This window comes from Streptomyces sp. NPDC059679 (genome assembly GCF_042734105.1).
Taxonomy (GTDB): Bacteria; Actinomycetota; Actinomycetes; order Streptomycetales; family Streptomycetaceae; genus Streptomyces.
On sequence record NZ_JBHWES010000054.1, the window covers coordinates 1 to 21,915 of the forward strand.

General features: G+C 70.3%; 13 protein-coding genes and 1 pseudogene. 8 read left to right on the forward strand and 6 right to left on the reverse strand.

Annotated elements, in window-relative coordinates; all coding sequences use genetic code 11:
- Positions 1-190 precede the first annotated feature (190 nt).
- From ACFV2X_RS39670 to ACFV2X_RS39695, 6 genes are all read right to left on the reverse strand, one after another.
- Positions 191-3,142, reverse strand: a complete 2,952-nt coding sequence (locus ACFV2X_RS39670) for a hypothetical protein (RefSeq protein WP_385626159.1) — start codon at positions 3,140-3,142, stop codon at positions 191-193.
- Between the two features lie 2 nt (positions 3,143-3,144).
- Positions 3,145-5,019, reverse strand: coding sequence for an HSP90 family protein (locus tag ACFV2X_RS39675; protein ID WP_385626160.1), 1,875 nt, complete (start codon positions 5,017-5,019; stop codon positions 3,145-3,147).
- A 63-nt stretch (positions 5,020-5,082) separates the two neighbouring features.
- On the reverse strand, positions 5,083-6,069 hold the full coding sequence (locus tag ACFV2X_RS39680) for a hypothetical protein (RefSeq protein WP_385626161.1): 987 nt from the start codon (positions 6,067-6,069) through the stop codon (positions 5,083-5,085).
- A gap of 96 nt (positions 6,070-6,165) precedes the next feature.
- Positions 6,166-8,826: an FHA domain-containing protein gene (locus ACFV2X_RS39685; RefSeq protein WP_385626162.1), complete on the reverse strand. Its 2,661-nt coding sequence runs from the start codon at positions 8,824-8,826 to the stop codon at positions 6,166-6,168.
- 644 nt (positions 8,827-9,470) lie between these two features.
- Complete coding sequence (locus tag ACFV2X_RS39690) at positions 9,471-9,842, reverse strand: hypothetical protein (RefSeq protein WP_385626163.1); 372 nt, start codon at positions 9,840-9,842, stop codon at positions 9,471-9,473.
- Positions 9,843-9,924: 82 nt separating this feature from the next.
- Positions 9,925-10,731: a DeoR/GlpR family DNA-binding transcription regulator gene (locus ACFV2X_RS39695; protein WP_385626164.1), complete on the reverse strand. Its 807-nt coding sequence runs from the start codon at positions 10,729-10,731 to the stop codon at positions 9,925-9,927.
- 313 nt (positions 10,732-11,044) lie between these two features.
- Here ACFV2X_RS39695 and ACFV2X_RS39700 point away from each other — a divergent pair, with 313 nt between their 5' ends.
- The 8 genes and pseudogenes from ACFV2X_RS39700 (at position 11,045) to ACFV2X_RS39735 (ending at position 21,915) form a co-directional block, all read left to right on the forward strand.
- Entirely contained in the window at positions 11,045-12,106 is a 1,062-nt protein-coding gene (locus ACFV2X_RS39700) for a sugar ABC transporter substrate-binding protein (protein WP_385626165.1), read from the forward strand.
- 28 nt (positions 12,107-12,134) lie between these two features.
- Complete coding sequence (locus tag ACFV2X_RS39705) at positions 12,135-12,956, forward strand: ATP-binding cassette domain-containing protein (RefSeq protein WP_385626166.1); 822 nt, start codon at positions 12,135-12,137, stop codon at positions 12,954-12,956.
- Positions 12,957-12,976: 20 nt separating this feature from the next.
- Positions 12,977-14,207: pseudogene (locus ACFV2X_RS39710) on the forward strand (sugar ABC transporter permease).
- Positions 14,208-14,808: 601 nt separating this feature from the next.
- Positions 14,809-16,287: a sugar transferase gene (locus ACFV2X_RS39715; protein ID WP_385626167.1), complete on the forward strand. Its 1,479-nt coding sequence runs from the start codon at positions 14,809-14,811 to the stop codon at positions 16,285-16,287.
- 82 nt (positions 16,288-16,369) lie between these two features.
- The gene (locus tag ACFV2X_RS39720; protein WP_385626168.1) at positions 16,370-17,695 is read left to right on the forward strand and encodes a nucleotide sugar dehydrogenase; all 1,326 of its coding nucleotides are present in this window, start codon (positions 16,370-16,372) and stop codon (positions 17,693-17,695) included.
- Positions 17,685-18,965: a glycosyltransferase family 4 protein gene (locus ACFV2X_RS39725; RefSeq protein ID WP_385626169.1), complete on the forward strand. Its 1,281-nt coding sequence runs from the start codon at positions 17,685-17,687 to the stop codon at positions 18,963-18,965. Before ACFV2X_RS39720 ends, ACFV2X_RS39725 begins: the two co-directional genes overlap by 11 nt.
- Positions 18,962-20,398 (forward strand): Wzz/FepE/Etk N-terminal domain-containing protein, encoded by a 1,437-nt coding sequence (locus tag ACFV2X_RS39730; protein ID WP_385626170.1) that lies wholly within the window; start codon positions 18,962-18,964, stop codon positions 20,396-20,398. Before ACFV2X_RS39725 ends, ACFV2X_RS39730 begins: the two co-directional genes overlap by 4 nt.
- Positions 20,395-21,915 (forward strand): Wzz/FepE/Etk N-terminal domain-containing protein, encoded by a 1,521-nt coding sequence (locus ACFV2X_RS39735; RefSeq protein WP_385626171.1) that lies wholly within the window; start codon positions 20,395-20,397, stop codon positions 21,913-21,915. Before ACFV2X_RS39730 ends, ACFV2X_RS39735 begins: the two co-directional genes overlap by 4 nt.

Consider the following 21,915-nt stretch of genomic DNA (forward strand, 5'->3'; position numbering starts at 1 on the left):
TCGCCGGTATGGCCTCCCCCGACCAGGTGCGCCTCGCTGCGCGGCGGGTCGACGAGCCCATCCCTGATGCGCTGTGGCAACGAATACGGCCCACGGCACCGCTGCCCGAGGGCGCGTTCAGCCGGCCGCCGTCGGCGTGAGCACGGCGTGCCGCGGTACCGGGGCGGGCTGTCGCCCCGGTACCGCCGCGTCACTCCTCGTCGCGCAGCCGAGCCGCCAGGGAGATCAGCGGCTCGGTCTCCTCGGTGCGGCCCAACGCGGTCAGGTGGGAGACCGCCGCATCGAGGCGGGTGAGGGCGGGGGCGGGGCGTTCCAGGTAGATGCCCTCCACGGCGCCCGCGAGGCGGACGCACTCGGCCCACTCGGCGGCGCGGTCGTCGTCCCTTCCCGGCTCGCCGAGCAGAGCGAGGGCCTTCTCCAGGGCGGCCAGGGCGCCCTCGTACTCACCGGCGTAGGCGTTGACCCGTCCGTGTTCGTAGGCCAGAGCGGTGTCCAGGGAGCGGCCGCGGGCCTCGTATTCGGCGGCGCGGGCTTCGTCGGCGATCCGGCCGGCGTCGGCCAGGAAGGCGAGGGCGTCGGCCAGGCCGTCGGGGCCCTGCTGCTCGGCCTGGAGACGGGCGAGTTCGCGCAGGCAGTTGCTGAGCTGCTCGTAGCGCGGAGCCCGGGCGTGGGCGGCGAGTGCCTGGTCCGCAGCCTCGCGGGCCCGGCCGAACTCGCCGGACTCACCGAGGAGTACGGCCGTCTCCGCGGCGATCATGGCGTGGCTCCCCGGGTCGTCGTCCCAGTCGGCCGACTCGGCCGCGAGGGTGACGAACTCCGCCGTGGCGGCCTTGAGGTCCTGGCCCGCGTGCAGTGCGCGGGCGCGGGTCAGGCGCAGTTGAGCGACGAGCCGGTCGTCCTGCTCTCCGGCGGCGACGTCCGGTTCGGCCAGCAGGGAGTCGAGCAGCGCGATGCAGTCCTCGACCCGGCCCAGGTCGAGGGTGAGCTGGGCCGCGTTGCCGTAGGCGCAGAACCCGTCCGTCCGGCTGCCGCGGCGAAGCTCCAGCTCTCCGGAGCGCGTCAGGTGCTGCAGGGCCTCGTCGGGGCGGCCCAGGCGCATGCATGCCTCGGCCAGATCACCGTGGAGGCGGGCGGTGTCGACCGCGTCGGCCGGCCAGTCGGCGGCCAGTCGCAGGCCTTCGGTCAGGTCGGCGTGCGCGGCCCGCGCGGCCTGGAGGCTGAGTTGGAGCCGGCCGCGCAGTCCCAGCGTGCGGGGCAGGTGCCAGGCGGGACCTTGCGCCTTCAGCCGGTCGAGGAGGGCGTCGATCTCCGTGACGGCGGCGGGCAGGTCGCCGGAGATGGCGTACGTGCTGGCCCGCAGCAGCAGGGCGCCGGAGATCTGGCCGGCGAGGTCGTGCCGGGTGGCGAACGCGTGCAGCAGGTCCACCTCGGCGAGGACCGGCGCGACGTGCTCCTCGCTCCCCGACGTCTGTACGCGCAGGCCGAGCGTGGTCGCCCGCAGCCGCAGCAGGCGGGCCTCCTGGTACGGGGCGAGGCCGGGCGTCTCCTCGTGCAGGCGGACCATGGAAGCGTGGGCGGCGGTCAGCGCAACGGCCTTCGCCTCGGCTCCGTCGGCGCCTTGTGCGGGGGTCTCGACGGTGGCGAGCAGGGCGCAGGCGCGGGCGAGCGCCGCGTCACCCGGCTCTCCGGCGTCGTCGTACAGGGCCGCGGCCTCCTCGTGGAGGGCGGCGGCGTCGGCGAACTCCTCCTTCTCGCCCGCCCGGCTCGCCTCGTCGGCCAGCAGGTCCGCGCGCAGTCGTACGAGCGGGCCCACGGCAGGGTCGTCGGGATGGGTGTAGTCGCGGGCGGCGACGAGCGTGCGCAGCCGCGCCCAGCAGGCCAGTGCGTCCGGGTGGCCCTGCTCATCCAACCTCCTGGCCCGGAGGATGAGTTCGGGCAGCGAGTCGGGAACGGCGGCGGCTGTACGGGCGGCGGGCGCGACAACCGGGGCGGCCGGGGCCACGTCGTCGAGGCTGCGGATGCGCAAGCTCAGTTCCAGCGCGTCCAGGAGCGGGGCACGGTCGAGGCGGGCCCTGCGGCGGTCGGTGTGGGCCGTGGTTCCGTTACGGGCGTCGAAGCGGGCGGCCAGGTCGTCGGCGCGGCCGCGCACCTCGGCGCCCAGGCCGGCCACCGTCCAGGTGCGGCCCGCGTACCCGGCGGCGGGCAGTTCGCCGTGGCCGAGGGACTCGACGCGCTGGAGGAGGACCTCCACGCCGGTGAGGAAACTGAGCAGGTCCAGCGGCGAGTCGACCTCGTCGAACAGGCTCCGGTTCTCGGCGAGCAGTTCAAGGCCGCGTGCCTCGTTGCCGGTGAGCGCGCAGAACTCCAGGTGTCGGCCGACCTCCTGGGACGTCGAGGGGTTACGGCGGCAGCCGCGGTAGCCGGCGAGGTGCAGTTCGCGCGCCCGGTCGGTGCGGCCGGTGCGCAGCAGGGGCAACAGCGCGTACGAGACGGAACGGGCCGGTTCCTCCCGGCAGGATTCCTTCCCGGCCAGGACGGGCTCCCAGGTGCGCAGCGCCCGCTCGTCGTCGCCCGCCCCGAGGTGGTACAGGGCGCGTTCGCAGGTCTCGCAGGCCTCGCAGTCGCTGAGCCCGGTGCGGGTGCGGCCCGCCCACAGCTCGTACGCGAGGGTGGTGTCCTCGCCGACATGGGCGGCGAGCTGGTACGCCTGTCCGTAGTAGGGCTGAAGGCCGAGGCCGGCCTTTTCGTACCGGTCACGCATCTCCGACAGCCACTGGCGCAGGCTGGTCAGCGGTATCTCGGGCAGCGCGAGCAGAGCGTTGGCCACCCACTTGAACCGCCAGAACAGCATGTGGCGCAGGCGCTCGTCGAAGACGTCGGGCTGCTCGTCGAAGAGGGTGAGCAGGCGCGCGAAGACAACGGGCGACTTCCGGGGTTCGGAGCCGTAGGTGTACGCCTCCTGGAGCTCGAGGAGCGCATCGACGAGCGGGAGGGGCTCCGCGAACTGCTCGGCGGCGTCTACGAGTTCCTCGGCGGTGACGGTCCGGGCTCGGCCGTAGGCGCGCCGGTCGTTCTCCTGGAGCGCCTGGTACAGCTCGTCTGTGTTCCGGGGATGGGGTGCGGGTGCGGGCGCGGTCGGCATCGTCAGCTGTCCTTGCGGAGGGCGTGGGCGAGCAGGTCGAGGAAGGAGCGGTTGATGAGGCTCGATTCGGCGGGCCTCAGAGGGCGCCTGGACAGCATCGCGGCCTGCCCGTAGAGGGCTTCGGCGCTGGTGCGGGCCAGCTCGGGCTCGTCGATGGTGACGGCGGTGCGAACCAGCGGGTTGAGCTGGTTGAGGATCAGCTGGGCGCGCGGGGCCTCCTGGCTCAGAGCGCCGAGGATGTCGCCCCACAGGCCACCCTCCTGCTCACGGGCGAGCCGGGAGCGGGTGCGCTCGTGCCGCGCCTCGCGGCTGTCGACGAGGAGGGCGGGGGCGGAGGCGGGCTGGAAGGTGCGCAGCGCGACATCGCAGTCGAAGACCGCGAGGGCGTCGCGGGCCACGGCGAGGTAGGCCGCGGCGGCCAGTTCCGTCTCCCGGTCCACGGGGTCGAGGTGGGCGGTCAGGGTCGCCGGGTCGAGGTCGGCGACGACGGCCTCGGGCCTGATCTCGGGCAGCCGGTGGACCAGTTCACGGTCGTAGGTGTAGCCGCCGTTGACGACGCCGAGCCCGGCGGCCGAGGCGATGGCCGCGACCTGCCGGAACTCCTCCACGCTCGATGTCACGAGCACGGTGCGGTGGGTGCGCGCGAACTCGTCGAGAGTGGTGTGCCCGTCCGTGGTCTCGAACGGCAGCCAGGGCAGCAGCATCCGCAGGATTTCGCCGTCGTGCACCGCGAGCGACTTCACGGCCAGGTGGTGAGCCTGGAGGAAGCGCGCGAGCAGGTCCGGGTCGCTGGCGGCGGCCCGGGCGATCCACTCGCGCAGCCGCTCGGCGAGAGCGTCGCGGACGGCGGCGAGCGTGTCGTCCTCGTACAGGGACTCGCGGGACGCCGTCGGGCGCAGGCTCTCGGCGTCGATGACGCAGCGGACGAAGAAGGCCCACTCGGGCAGAATCTCCTCGGCCTGCTCGGACAGCAGCATGCCCTTGACGTGCACGCGGTGGCCGTGGCGGCGCCCGGCCGGCACCGCCTCGGGCAGCACGCACGCGATGCCCTTCAGACCTACGGCCGGCAGGTCCAGCTCGATGGTGTCCAGCGGCGTGAATCCGAAGACCTCCTCGCCGTACGCGGCCAGCGCACGGGAGCGGGCTCCCGGCGTGGGGTACGTACGCGCCCAGGGTGCGGGCTCGGGGTTGACGGACACGCTCGGGCCGCCCGTACCGCCCGTACCGTCGTCGAAGGTCACCGGGTGGCGCAGCAGGGAGCCGAAGTACCGGGCCAGCGCGTGCGCCTGCGCCGGGCGGGTCCACTCGCCGGCGTCGGCGCGCGGCGTCAGCGTGACGGTGGTGCCGGGGCGGCGGCGGGCGGAGGCGGGCAGGGTGCGGACGGTGTAGCTGCCGTCGCCGCGTCCCCGCCACTCCACGGCGGGCGCGTCGGGGGTACGGGCGGAGCGGCTCAGGACGTGGATCTCGTCCGCGACCAGGAAGCAGGAGAGCAGGCCGATTCCGAACTGGCCGATGAAGTCGGCGCGTTGCTCGGCGATCCGCTCGGCGCGCTTGCTGCTGCGGCCGATCGTGGCGAGGAAGGTGTGCACATCGGCTTCGGTCAGACCGACGCCGTCGTCCTCGACGCGCACCACCGAACCGTCGGCGTACAGGCGGATACCGAAGGCGTCGGCGGGTGCGGCCGGTTCGACGGGCGCGGCCGGTTCGAGGCTTTGCCGGGCGGTCAGCGCGTCCACCGCGTTCTGCATCAGTTCACGCAGGTAGACGCGCGGGCTGGAGTAGAGGTGGTGGGAGAGGAGGTCGACGAGGCCGCGCAGATCCACCTGGAAGGTGCGGTCGGCGCCGGCCGGGTTGACGGCGGTGTCAGGCAGGGTCATCGGACAGTCCGGGGTGGGAGGGGCGACGGGTGGCGGGCAGGCGGCACCGGGGCCGGCGGGTGCTCAGGCACGGCGGTGGTGGCGGGCGAACTGCTTCTCGGGCTCCGCGAAGTAGGTCCATGGCCACTTGGTGTACGCACCGTCCAGCGTTTGGAAGACGCGCCGGACCGTGTGGCGCTCACCGGCCAGCGACAGGGCCATGGCGAACATGTTGAAGTCGTGCTGCCAGCCCGGGCGCCACGCGTAGGCGGGGTGCAGGATGCTGCGGTCGGCCGCCTCCCGCAACTCGGCCTGGATTTCGGGGGTTTCGAGGCAGTCCTCATGATCCGACTCGACCCAGTCCTCGATGTGCGCCATGGCGATCACGCAGCCGAGGCGGTGCCCCTGCGGGGCGCGGGCGAGCGCGTCGCGGGCGAACGCCAGGGCCTCGCCGGGCTCGCCGCCCCAGCGGGGCTGCAACTGCGACACCCACTCGACGTGGCTCTCCAGGTCCAGTGGATCGCGGCCCAGGGCGGCGTCGAGCCGGGTCTCATTGACGGCGGGGCCCAGCGACATGCCACGGCCGGAGGTGAGGAGACGGCGCCACGGCGTGACCCATTCCGGCCGCAACTCGGCGGCCTCGAGCAGTTGCTCCTCGGCGCTGCGGAGCCGCTCGTGGAAGACCCGCCACTGCTCCTGCGTGACGTTCATGGCACGCGCGGCGGTGCGGGCCTCCCAGCCCCAGCTGATGTGGCGCGTCCCGGATATCAGCAGGGCGGTCGCCCGGTGCTCCTTGTCCTCCTCGCAGGCCCTGCCGATCCAGTCCTGCACACCGTCCAACTCCGCCAGCTCGCCCAGGACCTGGTGGTCGCGGCCGAGATCGAAGGGGGCCAGCGCCGCCTTGACCGCCTCCCAGTCACCCGCGGCGGCGGCCTCCACCAGCGCGAGCACCCGCGCGTCCCCGAGCGCGCGCAGCGTGTACGTCCCGTTCTTCTGCCTGCGCGGGACGGGAAGGGCGTGCGGATCCGCCGCCGGTCTCTCCGTATCCCTGCCGAACAGCTTGCCGAACATGCCGCGCCCTCCCCTGGTACCGCGTCATCGTCTGAGGCAGCATAAACGGCCCCACCGACACCACTTCCACAGGGTTTTCACCGGCACTTCACAGCCCTAGTCCCGCATGACCTCGGGCTCGTGCCTGCGCAGCAGGCGGGTCACCACGAAGCCGCAGGCCAGCCCGATGGCCAGGAGCACAGCGAGGTCGATGCCCCACTGGGTGACGGTGTGGGCCCACAGCGGGTCGACATCGTCCGGCTTGTCGAGATTCCAGGGCGGCATGGTGTGCGCGAGGTCGAGTGTGGTCCCGGCGCCGGCGACCGCCCAGCGGGCGGGCATCAGCCAGCCGATCTGTTCGATGCCCGGGGAGTCGAACAGCTTGAAGAGGACCCCGGTGAAGACGACCTGGACGACGGCGAACATCACGAGCAGCGGCATGGTCTTCTCCGGGGTACGCACCAGCGCGGAGATGACCAGACCGAACATCATGGTGGTGAAGCCCAGCGCGCTGATGACCACGCAGACCTCGACGGCCGTGGGCATGAGCAGCCCCTGGGCGGGCAGTTGGCGGACGGAGAAGCCGATGGCGCAAATGACGACACCCTGCATCGCGGTGATCAGACCGAGGATGATCACCTTCGACATCAGATACGCGGATCGGGACAGCCCCGTGGCTCTCTCCCGTTCGTAGATCACCCGTTCCTTGATCAATTCACGTACGGAGTTGGCCGCGCCGGAGAAGCACATGCCGACGACCAGCACCAGCAGAATGGTTCCGGACTCCTGGTTGTAGCGGAAACGGCTGTCGGGCGGTGGCGCGGCGAGTCCGTATGTCGCCGGAACCAGACAGCTCACTCCGCCCAGCACGGCCGGGAGCAGCAGCATCAGCGCCATGAAGCCCTTGTCGGAGGCGATGACCGACACATAGCGGCGCATCAGCGTCCATAACTGGACGATCCAGCCCTGTGGTTTGGGCCGCGGAGCCCGCGCGGGCGGCTGCGCCGCAGGGGCGCCCGGCTGCTGCGGCGGGACGGCCGAGTCGATCTCCGCGGCGCACCGGTCGTACTGCCGGGATGCCCGCCAGCGCCCGCCCCAGTCGTCGCGATGGTCCTCGAAGGCGGAGAAGACATCGGCCCAGCTGTCATGACCGAAGAAGTCCAGGGCCTCGCCCGGGGGACCGAAGTACGCCACGGAGCCACCGGGCGCCATGACCAACACCCGGTCGCACAGGGAAAGTTCGGCGACCGAGTGTGTCACCACCAGCACGGTGCGGCCGTCGTCGGCGAGCTCCCGCAGCAACTTCATGACATTGCGGTCCAGGCCCGGGTCCAGACCGGAGGTGGGCTCGTCGAGGAAGAGCAGGGAGGGCTTGGTCAGCAGTTCCAGGGCAACGGACACCCGTTTGCGCTGACCGCCGGAGAGCGAGGAGACCTTCTTGCCCCGGTGAACATCGAGTCTGAGCTCCTGGAGCACCTCGTCGATACGGGCCTTGCGCTCGGCCGCCTTGGTGTCACCGGGGAAGCGGAGCCTGGCGGCGTACTTCAGAGCGGTGTCGACGGTCAGTTCCTTGTGCAGGATGTCGTCCTGCGGGACGAGGCCGATACGGTGGCGCAACTCGGCGAACTGGGCGTAGAGATCGCGGTGGTCGTAGAGCACCTGACCACGGTCCGCGGGCCGGTAGCCGGTGAGTGCGCGCAGAAGGGTGGACTTCCCGGAACCCGACGGCCCGATCACCGCGACCAGCGACTTCTCGGGGACACCGAAGGAGACGTCGTCCAGGATGGTCTTGCCGCGCCCGACGGTCACTGTCAGGTTGCGGGCGGTGAAGGAGACCTCACCGGTGTCGACGAACTCCTCCAGCCGGTCTCCGGCAAGCCGGAAGGTGGAGTGGCCGACACCGACGATGTCGTACGGGCCGATGATCCGGCGGTCCACGGGCTGCCCATTGACATAGGTGCCGTTGTGACTGCCGAGGTCGACGATCTCGAAGCGGCCACCTGGCAGGGGCCGGAACTCCGCGTGGTAGCGGGAAACATGCGGGCCCTCCACCACGAGTTCGTTGTCCTGCGCGCGACCGATACGCAGCCGCTGCCCCAGGACGAGTGGGTAGACGCCCGAGGGGTCCCGGTCGATGGAAAGGGCCGCGGCGGCTCCACGGGGACCGTCTGTGGGCCCTTCGGACCGGCGACCGTCCCGGGCGTCACTCGCGTCTCCGGGCGTCCGGGGAACCGCGGCACGGGCGAGGTCGGCTGCGGCGTGGTGAGGGAGGGGCCGGAACAGGTCGTCGCCACCGGGCGCCGCCACCCTCATGGGGGCTCCCGGAACCTCCCCCGCCCGGGGACCGGGCACCACCGGGGGCATGGCGGCCGCCTCCGGCGTGTCCCGATCCGTGGCTCCCCGGGCCTCGGGACGGGCCTCGCCTTGAGGCAGCCCCGCGCGTATCGGAACGTCAGCACGCGCCTGATCGTCAACCATTGCCGCCGAGGCTCCCGTGAAGTCCAGCCGCATACCGGTGGAGACGTCTCCCAGCCGGACGATCGAACCGTGGCCGATTTCCATCCGCTGGATACGACGCCCTTCGGCGAACGTGCCATTCGCGCTGCCGAGATCTTCGATGACCCACGTCCCGCCCTCGCAACGGATCACGAGGTGCCGCCGGGAGACTCGACGGTCGATGAACGAGATGTCGGCCTGCTGGTCGCGCCCGATGGTGTAGCTCCGGGACGCGTCCAGGGTCCAGGTGCGTCTATTGGCATGCAGTACAAGTTCCGGCATGTCGGCCCCAAGTCGATCGTGTACACCGAGGCCGTCTGCGCAAGGACAGACGACGGCTCGGACGGTTCCTGCGGTTCCGGCGTGCGCCCGGATGCCCCGGGTGCGGATCGGTGTCATACGGTCCGCGCCATGGGCAGCGGCGGCTCCGCACAGGTCGGGTTTCGCCGACGCGTGGTGAGCCGACTCCCCGGAAACCGAACTGTACATTTCTCGACGAACGCAACGGGCTGTGCGCGGACGATCGATGACATCGTCCTCATGCGGTCGAAGTGTTCGTCGGGCATCAGGCGGTGTGTCCTCGTGGAGTCGGAACCGAAGTCGGTCAGCCGGCGTGCGGCCCGGACCGGGGCACATCGGCGCCTACGGTCATGGCCGGTATGGAAGAGGGCGCGGGACATGCGGAGGTTGCGCGTCATGGCGCGGAGCCGGGGATTCCGACCGCGTACCGCGCGGCAGGCAGTGCGGTGCACCGGGGCGGGCACGCCATCCCCAGCGGCGGCGCGACGGGCATCACCGTCCGGGGCGGGCACGCCATCCCCAGCGGCGGCGCGACGGGCATCACCGTCCGGGGCGACCTCGGCCACAGACACGTCAAAGCCGCCCAGGGCACCGGCCCCGGGCGGCTCTCTGCGCGGCGGCGACGGTCAGGCGTCGGCCTGGAGTTGGGCGAGTTCGGCTTCGAGGTGGGCCATGGCCTCGCCGCCGGCCATCAGGTCGGTGATCTCCTCGCGGGTGCGCTCGCCCTTGCGGAAGTCGTCGGCCTTCTGACCGCGGATCAGTACGGCGAAGTGGTCGCCGACCATCATCGCGTGGCGGACGTTATGGGTGACCAGGATGACCGCGACGCCCTTGGCGCGGGCCTGCATGACGATGCGCAGGACGTGCGCGGCCTCCTTCACGCCGAGAGCGGCGGTGGGCTCGTCGAGGATGAGGACGTTGGCGCCGAAGTAGACGGCGCGGTCGGCCGCGGCCTGTTCATCGTCGCCCAGCTCGCCGAACGCTGGGGCACCCGACACGGCCATCATGGCAAGACGATCTGGGCGGAACTGATCACGGGCCCCGTCGCGGCTTATCAGGCCGCGTAGTTCACGACTCCCATCAGTCCGGTCGGGCAACGAGGACTTCCACACCTTTGCTCTGCAGCGAGTCGAGGTCCGGCTCCGGGATGTCGGCATCGACGATGACAAGGTCGAAGGCGGTGACGGGCGCGAGTTGGTACAGCCCACGTCGTCGGAACTTGGTGTGGTCGACCAGGAGGACTCTACGGTCGCATGCCTCCATCAAGGCTCGTTTGACCGCCACTGTCTCCTGGGACTGGTGGTAGCAGTGACCGCGGGTGATGGCGGTCGTGGAGGCGAACAGGACGTCAGCGTGCAGGGTGCTGACCGCGTCGACGGTCCGGATACCGAGGAAGGCGTCGTAGGCAGGGTAGTACAAGCCGCCCAGTGATATCAGATCGATTCCGGCGCTGCCGGCGAGAAGCTGGGTCACGGGCACGAAGTTGGTGATGACTGTCAGCGGTGCCCGCTGCGGGAGCAGTCCGACGAGGGCGAGGGCGGACGTGCTGTCGTCGATCACGATGGACTGACCTGGTTTGACGAAGGTCAGCGCGGCACGCGCGAGCATGCTCTTCTGCGCCACCATGGCTTGGGTGCGATGCCGGACGTCACCGTGGAATGCCGTCGATGGCTGCGCGGTCGCGCCGCCACGCACCTTTCTGAGCCATCCCTTGGCCTGTAGGTAGTCCAGGTCACGACGGATGGTCATCGGGGTGACGCCGAACTCGTCAGCGAGTTGCTCGATGCGGACGAAGCCTTCGTCGACAACGCGTGTTTTGATCCGCTCCCGCCTGTCGCTCGGCCCCCGGCCGCCTTCGTCGGCGGTCGGGTGTTCGTTTGCCTCCATGAGACTCCCTGTTCGATTGATGTGAAGAGAACATCCTCGCGCGCACCGGACTCCGCCTGCCGACTTCGGGACTTCCACCTGGAGAGAAGCTGTGACAGCCGGGCATGCCCTGTGTTCCCCCCGGGAAGTGAGGTATGCCGCTGTTCAGCCACGCAAGGCAATCGAACACTTCAGGTGATCGAATTCCCAGCAACTCATGTTCGTTTCCGGCCGCCTGTTGACTCTTCCGATGACCGTCACGTTACTTGTGCGCTACGTCTTTGTGCGTTGTGACATAGCTACCGGTTCGCGGCCCAGGATCAAGGAGTGAAACATGAGGAGAACGGCCAATGGTGCTCTCATCGGCGTCATCGCCCTGAGTGTCCTCACCGCATGCGCCGAGGAACCGACCAAGGCCGTCCAGGGTAAGGACGCGACGGGCAAGGTCGCGTTCCTGATGCCCGACCTCGCGTCCACCCGCTACGAACAGTACGACGCTCCGCTGTTCAAGAAGCGCATGGCCGAGCTGTGCTCGGGCTGCAAGGTGATCTATCAGAATGCCAACAGCGACGCCTCGCTTCAGCAGCAGGCGAACTCCGCGATGACTCAGGGCGCGAAGGTGATAGTCCTCGACCCGGTCGACTCGACCGCGGCGGCGACGATCGTGCAGACGGCACAGTCCCAAGGTGTCAAGGTGGTCGCCTACGACCGACCCATTGTCGCGAAGCCGGCCGATTTCTACGTCTCGTTCGACAACGAGGCGATCGGCGCGTCGATCGGAAAGTCGCTGATCGATCACCTGAAGACGACCAAGGCCAAGGGTGGGTTGCTCGAGGTCAACGGGTCTCCCACCGACGCCGCCGCCGGGCTGATCAAGAAGGGCATCCACAAGGCCGTCGACGGCGGCGGGTTCAAGCTGCTCGCCGAGTACGACGCGCCGAAGTGGTCGCCGGAGAAGGCACAGCAGTGGGTGAGCGGCCAGATCGCACAGTACAAGGGCCGGATCGCCGGCGTGGTGGCGGCCAACGACGGCACCGGCGGGGGCACGATCGCCGCGTTCAAGGCGGCGGATGAACAGGTCCCGCCGGTCACGGGCAACGACGCCGAGCTGGCGGCGGTGCAGCGCATCATCGCCGGGGACCAGTACAACACCATCTCCAAGCCGATCAAAACCGTCGCCGAGGCCGCCGCGAACGTCGCCCACGAGCTGATGCAGGGGAAGAAGCCCAAGGCCGACACCACGCTGTTCGACACGCCTTCCCAGCTGTTCCAGCCGACCGTCGTGACGCAGGAGAACCTCAAGAAGGTCATCTTCGGCCCCGACGGAGTTCTCAAGACCAAGGACGTGTGCACCAAGCAGTACGCCGCCGACTGCCGCCGACTGGGCATCAAGTAGCGGTCTTCGCCTTGGAGGAGAGCGGGCCATGAGTACGGGCACAGCGGTTCCCCGCGAGAACACGGACACCGCGTTGTCACTGCGCGGCATATGCAAGCACTTCGGCGCGGTCGCCGCGCTCACCGACATCGACCTCGATGTCCCGGCCGGCGAGGTGGTGGCCATCGTCGGGGACAACGGGGCCGGCAAGTCCACGCTCGTGAAAGTCCTTTCCGGAGTCTACGCGGCCGACGCGGGGAAGATCTTCTTTCACGGCGACGAGGTCTCCCTGGGCTCGCCCGCCGAGGCCCACGCCATGGGAATAGCCACGGTCTTCCAGGACCTGGCGCTGTGCGAGAACCTCGACGTCAAGGCGAACCTGTTCCTGGGTCAGGAACTCCGGCCGTGGATGCTGGACGAGGTCGCCATGGAGAAGCGCTCGTGGGAACTGCTGCGTGAGCTGTCGGCGAAGATCCCGACACTCGACGTACCGGTGGCCGCTCTCTCGGGCGGTCAGCGGCAGACGGTCGCCATCGCGCGGTCGCTGCTCAGCAGCCCCAAGGTCGTCCTGCTCGACGAACCGACGGCGGCCCTGGGCGTCGCGCAGACGGCCGAGGTACTGAACCTGGTCGAGCGGCTCAAGGACAACGGACTCGGCGTGGTGATGATCAGCCACAACATGGAGGACGTCCGGGCGGTCGCCGACCGTGTCGCCGTCCTCAGGCTGGGCCGCAACAACGGCGTGTTCGACGTCAGGGACGTCTCGTCCGAGGAGATCGTCGCCGCGATCACCGGCGCGGCCGACAACGTGGTGTCACGGCGGGCCGCCCGCCACACGCTCGCCCAGCGGGAAGAGAAGGAACAGCCGTGAGTACTACTGAGGACAGTCGGGTGGCGCCGCCCGCCGATCTGCGAGACGAGCGTCTCGCGACCCCGCGGGACATCGCCGACCACGTTCGGGCGGGAGTGCGCCGGGTCCGGGACGGAGACCTGGGCGCGCTGCCCGTCATCGCGGGCATCGCGGTGATCTGGACCATCTTCCAACTGCTGAACCCCACGTTCCTGTCCAGCACCAACCTGGTGAACCTGTCCTTCGACATGGTTCCGATCGGCGTCATCGCGCTGGGGATCGTATGCGTCCTGCTGGTCGGCCAGATCGACCTCTCCGTGGGATCGGTCAGCGGCCTGTCGGGGGCGATCACCGCCGTCGTGATGGTCCGGTTCGAGCAGCCGACCTGGCTGGCCGTCCTCGCGGCCCTGGCCGCCAGCTGCCTGATCGGATGGCTCTACGGCCAGGGGTTCAACCGCGTCGGGGTGCCCAGCTTCGTGGTCACCCTGGCCGGTCTGCTGGCCTTCCTCGGGGTCCAACTGCTGGTGCTGCAGGGCGAGAACGCGATCAACCTCCCCTTCGACTCCACCCTCGTCAAGTTCGCGCAGCTGTGGTTCGTCCCCGACTGGCTGGCCTACACGCTGGCAGTGGCGGCGGGGGGCGGGGTACTCCGCCGCCGGCTGGGTGCGCGCCCGTACGCGGCGCCGCGCGGGACTCTCGGCACAGTCGCCGCAGTGGCTCATCGCGAAGTCGCTACTGCTGCTGGCCGCGCTGCTGTTCATGGTCTCCTACCTGTGCCGCACCCGTGGCGTCGCCTGGATGTTCATCCTCTTCGTCGCCCTGGTGCTGGCGCTGCACTATGTGCTCACCCGGACCAAGTACGGGCGGTCCGTCTACGCGGTCGGCGGCAATGCTGAGGCCGCCCGCAGGGCGGGGATCAACGTACGGGGCGTGTACACGTCGGTGTTCGTCATCTGTTCCAGCCTGGCCGCGCTCGGCGGAGTCCTGGCCGCGTCGCGGCTCGCCGCGGCGAACCAGAGCGCGGGCGGCGGAGACGTCAATCTCAACGCCATCGCCGCGGCGGTGATCGGCGGCACGAGCCTGTTCGGCGGCCGCGGCTCGGCCTTCGCCGCCCTGCTCGGCACCCTCGTTATTCAGTCAATCTCCAGCGGTCTCACCCTGCTCAACCTCGACTCGTCCTACCGGTTCGTGATCACCGGCCTGGTCCTGTTCCTGGCCGTGGGCCTGGATGCCGTAGCCCGCCGGTCGCGGCAGGCACACGGCCGGGGGTAGAACGCCGCCTCAGCTGATGTCCGCATTGGTCGAACGTCGTCATAGGCGCAGATGTCGTAGACGGACCTCGCTTCGACGTGCCCATCCATGTCGGCCGCATAGCGGATGACATGGGTGGGCACGTCATTTTGGCGTCACTGCTGGGGCGCGCGGTGGCGTCAAGGGCCCCGTAGGCGGTCACCGGTCGGTGGATCCAGCCCCAAAGCTTGACCACAAATTACACACATCCTCTCTACATACCGGGCTCCGATGGTCTAGATTGACCGTGCTTCAGCCGTTCGGGCACGAGGCGACCGGTAATGATCTAGAGAACCACTAATGATCTATAGGTCCGGCGCTACGGAAACAATTCTTGGAGCCCGAGGGGGGCCATGGGTGCGGGGAGCACCCAAGATTTCGACGGGTTCCTGCGCACGTTCTTCAAGTAGCTCTGAAACAGCTGAGATGTCATGCGCGGGGGGTGGGGGCCTCCCGTGGGAAGGACCGGCGCGGCGGGGGCGGGGGCCCCCGAGGGGAGGGACGGTGCGGGGGGTGGGGGCCTCCCGGCGGGATGAACAGTGTTAGGCGACCACGTCGAACCACTGGGGACCTGGGGGGTTCTGTGCGGCAGGGGGGATTAGTCAGCCCGTTTTCGTCAGAGCGCGGGCGTCTGGCGAACGGGGCAATCAGTCGGCCCGCGAATGACTGGGAGCAGCGGTACCGCCGTACCGTGATCACCAGCGATACCGTGGCCACCGCCATCGTGGTGGCGGCGATCGGCAACTTCTTCGGGGCCCGGGACGCGGCCAACTGGCACGAGAAGTGGGGGATTCTCGCATTCGGCACCGAGCTGCTGGTGCTGGGGGCGCTTGCGGTGAGCCGGTCGTGGGCTCCGGCCGTGCTCGGCCAGGGCGCCGAGGAATTCCGCCGGCTCGGACGCTCACTGTTCACGGCGACCGTCGTACTGGCACTCGGCGGGATCGCCCTCACCTCGCGCAACATCAAGCTCTGGATCTTCGTCGCGATCCCCGCGATCGCGCTCATCACCATGACCGCGCGGTATGTGCTGCGCCTCTGGCTGCACAAACAGCGGAAGGAAGGGCGGTGCCTGCGACCGGTGCTCGCTGCCGGGAGCCCGGCCACCGTGCACGACCTGATCACCCGAACACGCAAGTTCCCGCACCTCGGCTGGCGGGTGGACGCGGTGTGCACGACAGACGGTCTCGGGCTCGACGGTGACCAACTGGACGGAGTGCCGGTCGTCGGCCGGCTGACGGACGTGGCGGGCCATGTCCGCCGCGACGGCTACCGTGTCGTCGCGGTCACACCGGACCCGCACTGGTCACCGGACCGGTTGCAGCGGCTGGCTTGGAACCTCGAAGGCAGCGACGCCGAGATGGTCGTGGCCCCCGTGCTGATGGAGGTGGCCGGCCCGCGGCTGCACGTCGACGCGGTGCTCGGGATCCCGCTGCTGCGGGTCAGCATGCCTGCCTTCACCGGGGGCCGCCGGGCGGTCAAAGGGGTCGTCGACCGGATGGGCGCAGCGATCCTGCTGATCCTGTTCGCGCCGCTGATGGTGTTCGTCGGACTGCTCGTGATGGCCGACAGTCGGGGTGGGGCGTTCTACCGCCAGCGCAGGGTCGGCAAGGACGGCCGCGAGTTCACCATTCTCAAGTTCCGCACCATGGTCGCCGGGGCTGACGGGGCACGTGCCGCGCTGGCCGACCGCAACGAAGGCGCCGGCCTGCTGTTCAAGGTCCGCCGGGATCCGCGGGTGACCCGGGTGGGAGCAGTGCTGCGCCGGTACTCGATCGACGAGCTCCCGCAGCTTTTCAACGTGCTCACCGGATCCATGTCGCTCGTCGGTCCGCGGCCTCCGTTACCCGAGGAGTCCGCCGCGTACGACCCGGACATCCGGCGGCGGCTGCTGGTCAAGCCCGGGCTCACCGGCCTGTGGCAGATCAGCGGACGCAGCGACCTGTCGTGGGAGGAGGCGGTCCGGCTGGACCTGCGGTACGTGGAGGACTGGTCGCTCGCCCTGGACACAGTGATCTTGTGGAAGACGCTGCGTGCGGTGCTCTACGGGCAGGGGGCCTACTGATGCACGGGGGTCTGCAATTCAACGGTCGCGCCGACGCGCGGACCGCAGGCCAGAAGGGCCTGCCTGGGGGGAGGAACGGGTCATGAGAGTCAGCGTTTTCGGGCTCGGCTACGTGGGCTGTGTGTCGGCCGCGTGCCTGGCCGGCATGGGTCACGAGGTCATCGGGGTGGACGTGAACCAGGTGAAGGTCGACCTGGTCAACGACGGCAAGGCCCCGGTGGTCGAGGAGCGGATCGGCGAGCTCATCGCCGAGGTCGTGCGGACCGGGGCGTTACGCGCCACCGGCGATGTCCGCGAGGCGATCACGGGCAGCGAGGTGTCGCTGGTCTGCGTGGGCACGCCGTCGGAGCCCAACGGCAGCCTGTGCACCACGTACTTGGAGCGGGTCACCGAGCAGATCGGCGCCGCGCTGGCCGAGGGGGCCAAGCAGGGGGGCCGGCACACCGTCGTGTTCCGCAGCACCATGCTCCCGGGCACCTGCCTGAACCTGCTGGTGCCGATTCTGGAGAAGTACGTCGGCGGCACGGCCGGGGTGGACATCGGGGTCGCGGTCAACCCGGAGTTCCTGCGCGAGGGCACGAGCGTGCGGGACTTCTTCGACCCGCCCAAGACCGTCATCGGCGAGCTCGACCCGGCAAGCGGCGATGCGGTGATGGCGCTGTACGACGGCCTGCCCGGCGAGGTGTTCCGGGTGCCGGTCCCGACGGCCGAGGCGATCAAGTACGCGGACAACGCGTTCCACGGCCTCAAGATCGGCTTCGCGAACGAGCTGGGCGCGGTGTGCCAGGCGCTCGGGGTGGACTCGCACCAGGTGATGGACGTGTTCCTGGCCGACCGCAAGCTGAACATCAGCCCCGCCTATCTGCGGCCCGGCTTCGCCTTCGGTGGTTCCTGCCTGCCCAAGGACTTACGCAGCCTGGTGCACGCGGCGCAGCGGGCCGACGTCTCGGTGCCCATCCTCGCCCATGTGCTGCCCTCCAACTCCGACCATCTTCAGCGCGCGGTGGAGCTGGTCGAGCGCACCGGCAAGCGCCGGGTGGGCCTGTTCGGGCTGTCCTTCAAACCCGGCACCGACGACCTCCGCGAGAGCCCGCTCGTCGAGCTGGCGGAGCGGCTCTTCGGCAAGGGTTACGACCTGCGGATCCACGACGCCAACGTGAGCCTGTCCCGGCTGATCGGCGCGAACCGCGAGTACATCGAGAACCGGCTGCCGCACCTCGCGCAGCTGCTCGCGGATTCCGTCGACGAGGTGCTCGAGCACGCCGAGGTGTGCCTGGTCGGGACCAGGGATCCGGCCGTGCTGTCGGCCCTGCCGCATGGCGACGGCCCGGTGATCGTCGACCTCATCCGCCTTCCCGACGCCGAGGCGCGCCGGGCCGAACCGGGGTACATGGGCCTTGCTTGGTGACACATCGTTCGGTGACACGGTCAGCGGCGACGGGCCGGGCCGGCGCGCGCTGATCCTGGTGGAGAACCTGTCGGTGCCGTTCGACCGGCGGGTGTGGCAGGAGTGCACGACGCTGCGCGACGCGGGCTGGAAGGTGCACGTCATCTGTCCCCAGGGGACAAAGCGGGACACGGAGCCGGAGGCGGAGATCGACGGGGTGCGGATCCACCGCTACCCGTTGCGCGCGGCCACCGGAGGGCCGGCCGGCTATCTGCGGGAGTACGGATCGGCGTTGTGGCATACGGCCCGGCTGGCCCGCAAGGTCGGCCCGGTCGACGTGGTCCACGCCTGCAACCCGCCCGACCTGCTGTTCCTGCCGGCACTGTGGCTGAAGCGGCGCGGCGCGCGGTTCGTCTTCGACCAGCACGACCTGGTACCCGAGCTGTACCTCTCCCGGTTCGACCGCGGCGAGGATCTGCTCTATCGCGCCGTGTGCGCGCTGGAACGGCGGACCTACCGGGCCTCGGACGTCGTGCTCGCCACGAACGAGAGCTACCGGGACGTCGCGATACGCCGTGGCGGTCGGAGGCCGGAGGACGTCTTCGTGGTGCGCAGCGCGCCCTCGATCGACCGGTTCCAACCGGTGCCACCCGAGCCGGAGTTGAAGCGCCGCAAGCCTCATCTGCTGTGCTACCTCGGCGTCATGGGCCCTCAGGACGGCGTCGACTACGCCTTACGGGCCCTCGCGAAGCTGCGCGACGAGCTCGGGCGGACCGACTGGCATGCGGTGTTCGTCGGCGCCGGCGACGCCTTCGACGCGATGGTGGAGCTGTCCCGGCGGCTCGGGCTCTCGGAGCAGGTGCAGTTCACCGGGCGCATTCCGGACGCCGACCTGGTGCGCTACCTGTCCACCGCGGACGTGTGCCTCTCCCCCGACCCGCGCAATCCGCTCAACGACGTCTCGACCATGAACAAGGTCCTGGAGTACATGGCGATGGGCCGGCCGATCGTCTCGTTCGACCTCCGGGAGGCGCGGGTCTCCGCCGGTGACGCCGCCGTCTACGCATCCGCCAACGACGAGGCCGAGTTCGCGGGGCTCATCGCACTGCTGCTGGACGATCCGGAGAGGCGGGCCCGGATGGGCAAGATCGGCCAGGAGCGGATCGGCGGACCGCTCTCCTGGCGGAACTCGCAAGCGTCGCTGCTCGCCGCCTACGCCGCTGCCTGCCGTGACCACACTCCGGTGTCGGCGGGCGCCCCGAACCGGGCAGGGAAGAGGCAGCGCCGTTGAGCGACGACACGATACGCCTGGTCACGATCGGGCGGATTATCCGTCGGCGCCGACGGCTTCTCACTATCCTCGCCGTGGTGGGTGCGCTCGTCGGCTACGGCACCTCTTTACTGTTTCCGCCGCGCTACACGACGTCGGCATCGGTACTGCTGCCGGGGGCGTGGCAGGAGCGCGAGCTGGCGACTCAGGTGGAGATCGCGACCAGTTCGGTGGTGGTCGACCGCGCGGCCACCACGCTCGGCTGGACCGGGGTCAGCGGCAGCGAGCTGCGGGATCAGGTGAGCGCCAAGGCCGCCGACGGGAACATCATCACGATCTCGGGCACGGCCGACACCCCGGAGCGCGCACAGAAACTCTCCGACCAAGTGGCCCAGCAGTTCGTCACATTCGCCGCACGGATCGCGGGCGACAACACCGACCCCGAAGCGGCGACGCGGCCCGAGGCACTGCGGCAGATGGTGGTGCGGACCAGCCGCCGCATCACCGAGCTGGCCGATGCGGCCGATCCGGGTCAGACCGTGGAGGGCGTGCAGACCCGCACCGAGCTCGCGAAGCTGCGCACCACGCTGCAGGAGGCCATCAACAAGCTGGACCAGGCCGACCCGGCTGCCAACAAGGCGAACAAGACCAACATGGTCGTCATGGGGCCGGCGGCCCGGCCGACCGGCGAGGCACCGCCGACGCGGATGCAGCTCATCATCGCCGGGGCGCTGCTGTTCTTCCTGCTCGCGGTCATCGGCCATCTCACCGCCGCACGGATGAGTCGCCGACTGCGTACCGAACCGGAGATCGCCGCGGCGATGGGCTCGGTGCTGCTGGGTACCGTCGAGGTACCCGGTGAACGGCGCGCGCACCGGCCGGAAGGCCATGGCCCGCGGGCCCGGATCCGCCGGCTGCTGGGCGTCGACGTCCGGTGGGACATACCGACCCCGCGGACGTCCGGCGACGAGGCCGGCAGACAGATCCGCTACCGGCGGGTGTGCACCCGCCTCCGGGACCAACTGCCGGCCCCCCGGCGGCTGCTGGTTGTCGTCCCGGACGGCGACGAGATCGCCCGCCGGGCCGCCGGGCAGCTCGTCGCCGAGGCCGAGAGCGGTCCTTCCCCGTCCTCTTCGAGCAGGGGATACCCCATCCCGTCCTCGTCGAGCAGGGGGTACCCCATGCTGCGGGTGGTGGGGGTTTCGGTGGACCGGCCGATGGTGCCGGACCGCGACGACGAGTCCGGTGCCCTGGTCGTGCTCAGCGCGGGCTGCTGGACCGCGGGGGAGCTCGCCGGCATCGCCGGCGCGTGTGCGGACGCGGGGCACGAGGTCGTTGGCATCGTCCTCGCCGGCACGGTCCGGGCCCGTCCGACGCGGACTGCCGACCGTCCTCGGGATGCCGCGACGCCGGCGCTCGCGGCCCGCGACCATGCGACGGAAGGTTCAGGGTGACGACGAGTACGACATCGGAGTCGTCGGCCGCCGCTCCGCTGCTTGACCTGCAGTCGCTGGTGGTGGCGGTGCGCAGGCGGCGCCGCCTCTGGGGCTCCCTGGCGCTGCTGGGGCTGCTCGTCGGTGCGGCGTTGGCGGTCCTGCTGCCGCCGCCGCCGAGCGCGGTGACCAAGGTGCTGGTCGCGCACAAGGAGGACCAGCCGAACGACCCCGGAACGCTGATCCGCACCGACGTCGCGCTGCTGCAAACCACGCGGATCGCCGGTAAGGCCCTGAAGTCCCTCGGGTCCCCGGAAAAACCAGAGGACTTCATGCAGGACTACGGGGGTATCGGTTTGACCAACAACCTGCTGCAGATCAATGTGACAGGTGACAGCGACGCGCAAGCGGTGGCCCGCGCCAAGGCGCTGGCCGATGCGTTCGTCGCGGACCATGTGAAGCGGATACGGGAAGCCGCGAACGCCGAAGCCAAGACCCTGCTCGACCAGCGTGACCGAATGCGGGACGAACTCGCCCAGGTCAACAAGGCGATCGAAGAGGGATCGCCGGAGAGCGGGCCGAAGGCGTCGGCGAACATGGAGTCGCTCTTCGCCCGCCGGGCCGAGCTCACCTCGCGCATCACTGATTTCGGCCAGCGCGCCGCGGAGGCGCGCATCGGCACGCCCCAGCTCATCGCCGGCACGCAGATCGTGGACGCCCCGCGCGCGGTGCGGCACTCCCTGCCCAGGGCCGTTGCCACCAACGCGGCGATCGGGCTCGTCCTCGGGCTCGCCCTCGGGCTCGCGGTGGCCGCGGTCGGCGCGGTGGTCGCGGACCGCCCCGTGCTGCGCCGGGAGATCGCGGCGAACCTCGGCGCCTCGGTCATCGCGGAGCTGCCCCGGCGGTCGGGCAGGCTGTGGCAGCGCCGACGGATCCGGGCGGCACGGACAAGGCTCACCACGTCCTTGGCCCGCACCGTGCGCGGCTCCGCGGAACCGGTGTCGCTGCTGGAACTGGGCTGTGCGCGCAGCGCGAGCGTGATCGCCCTGGACCTCGGCCGGGCACTGGCGGCGGAGGGGCCAGCGGTCATCATCGACGCACTGCCCGGCCCGCAACTCGCCAAGCGCACCACGAAGCCAGGAGATCCCACCGTGGTCAGCGGCGAGCGTGCCGCGGCCGTGTCGCAGGAGGAGCTCCGGCTCGGCGTCGGCTCGGTGGCGCCCGGCACCGCGTGGACCGACCTCCAGTACCTCGGCGCCCGGACCGTGCTCGTCGTACGTGCCGGGCACGGCAGCGCCGCATGGCTGCACACCGTGGCGCGGCACCTCGCGGACCAGGGCATTCCAGTGATCGGTGTGGTGCTGATCGACCCCGATCCGCGTGACCGGTCCGACGGCACGCTGTGGGACGGGCCGCACACCGCGCTGCGCGGCCAGAGCGAGCGGCCGGCCCGGCAGAACGGGACGGGCCGGTGGCGGACGGAGCGGCAGCCGATGTGGGCCGCACGGATCCCGGACAGCGACCAGGAGGCGCGGTAG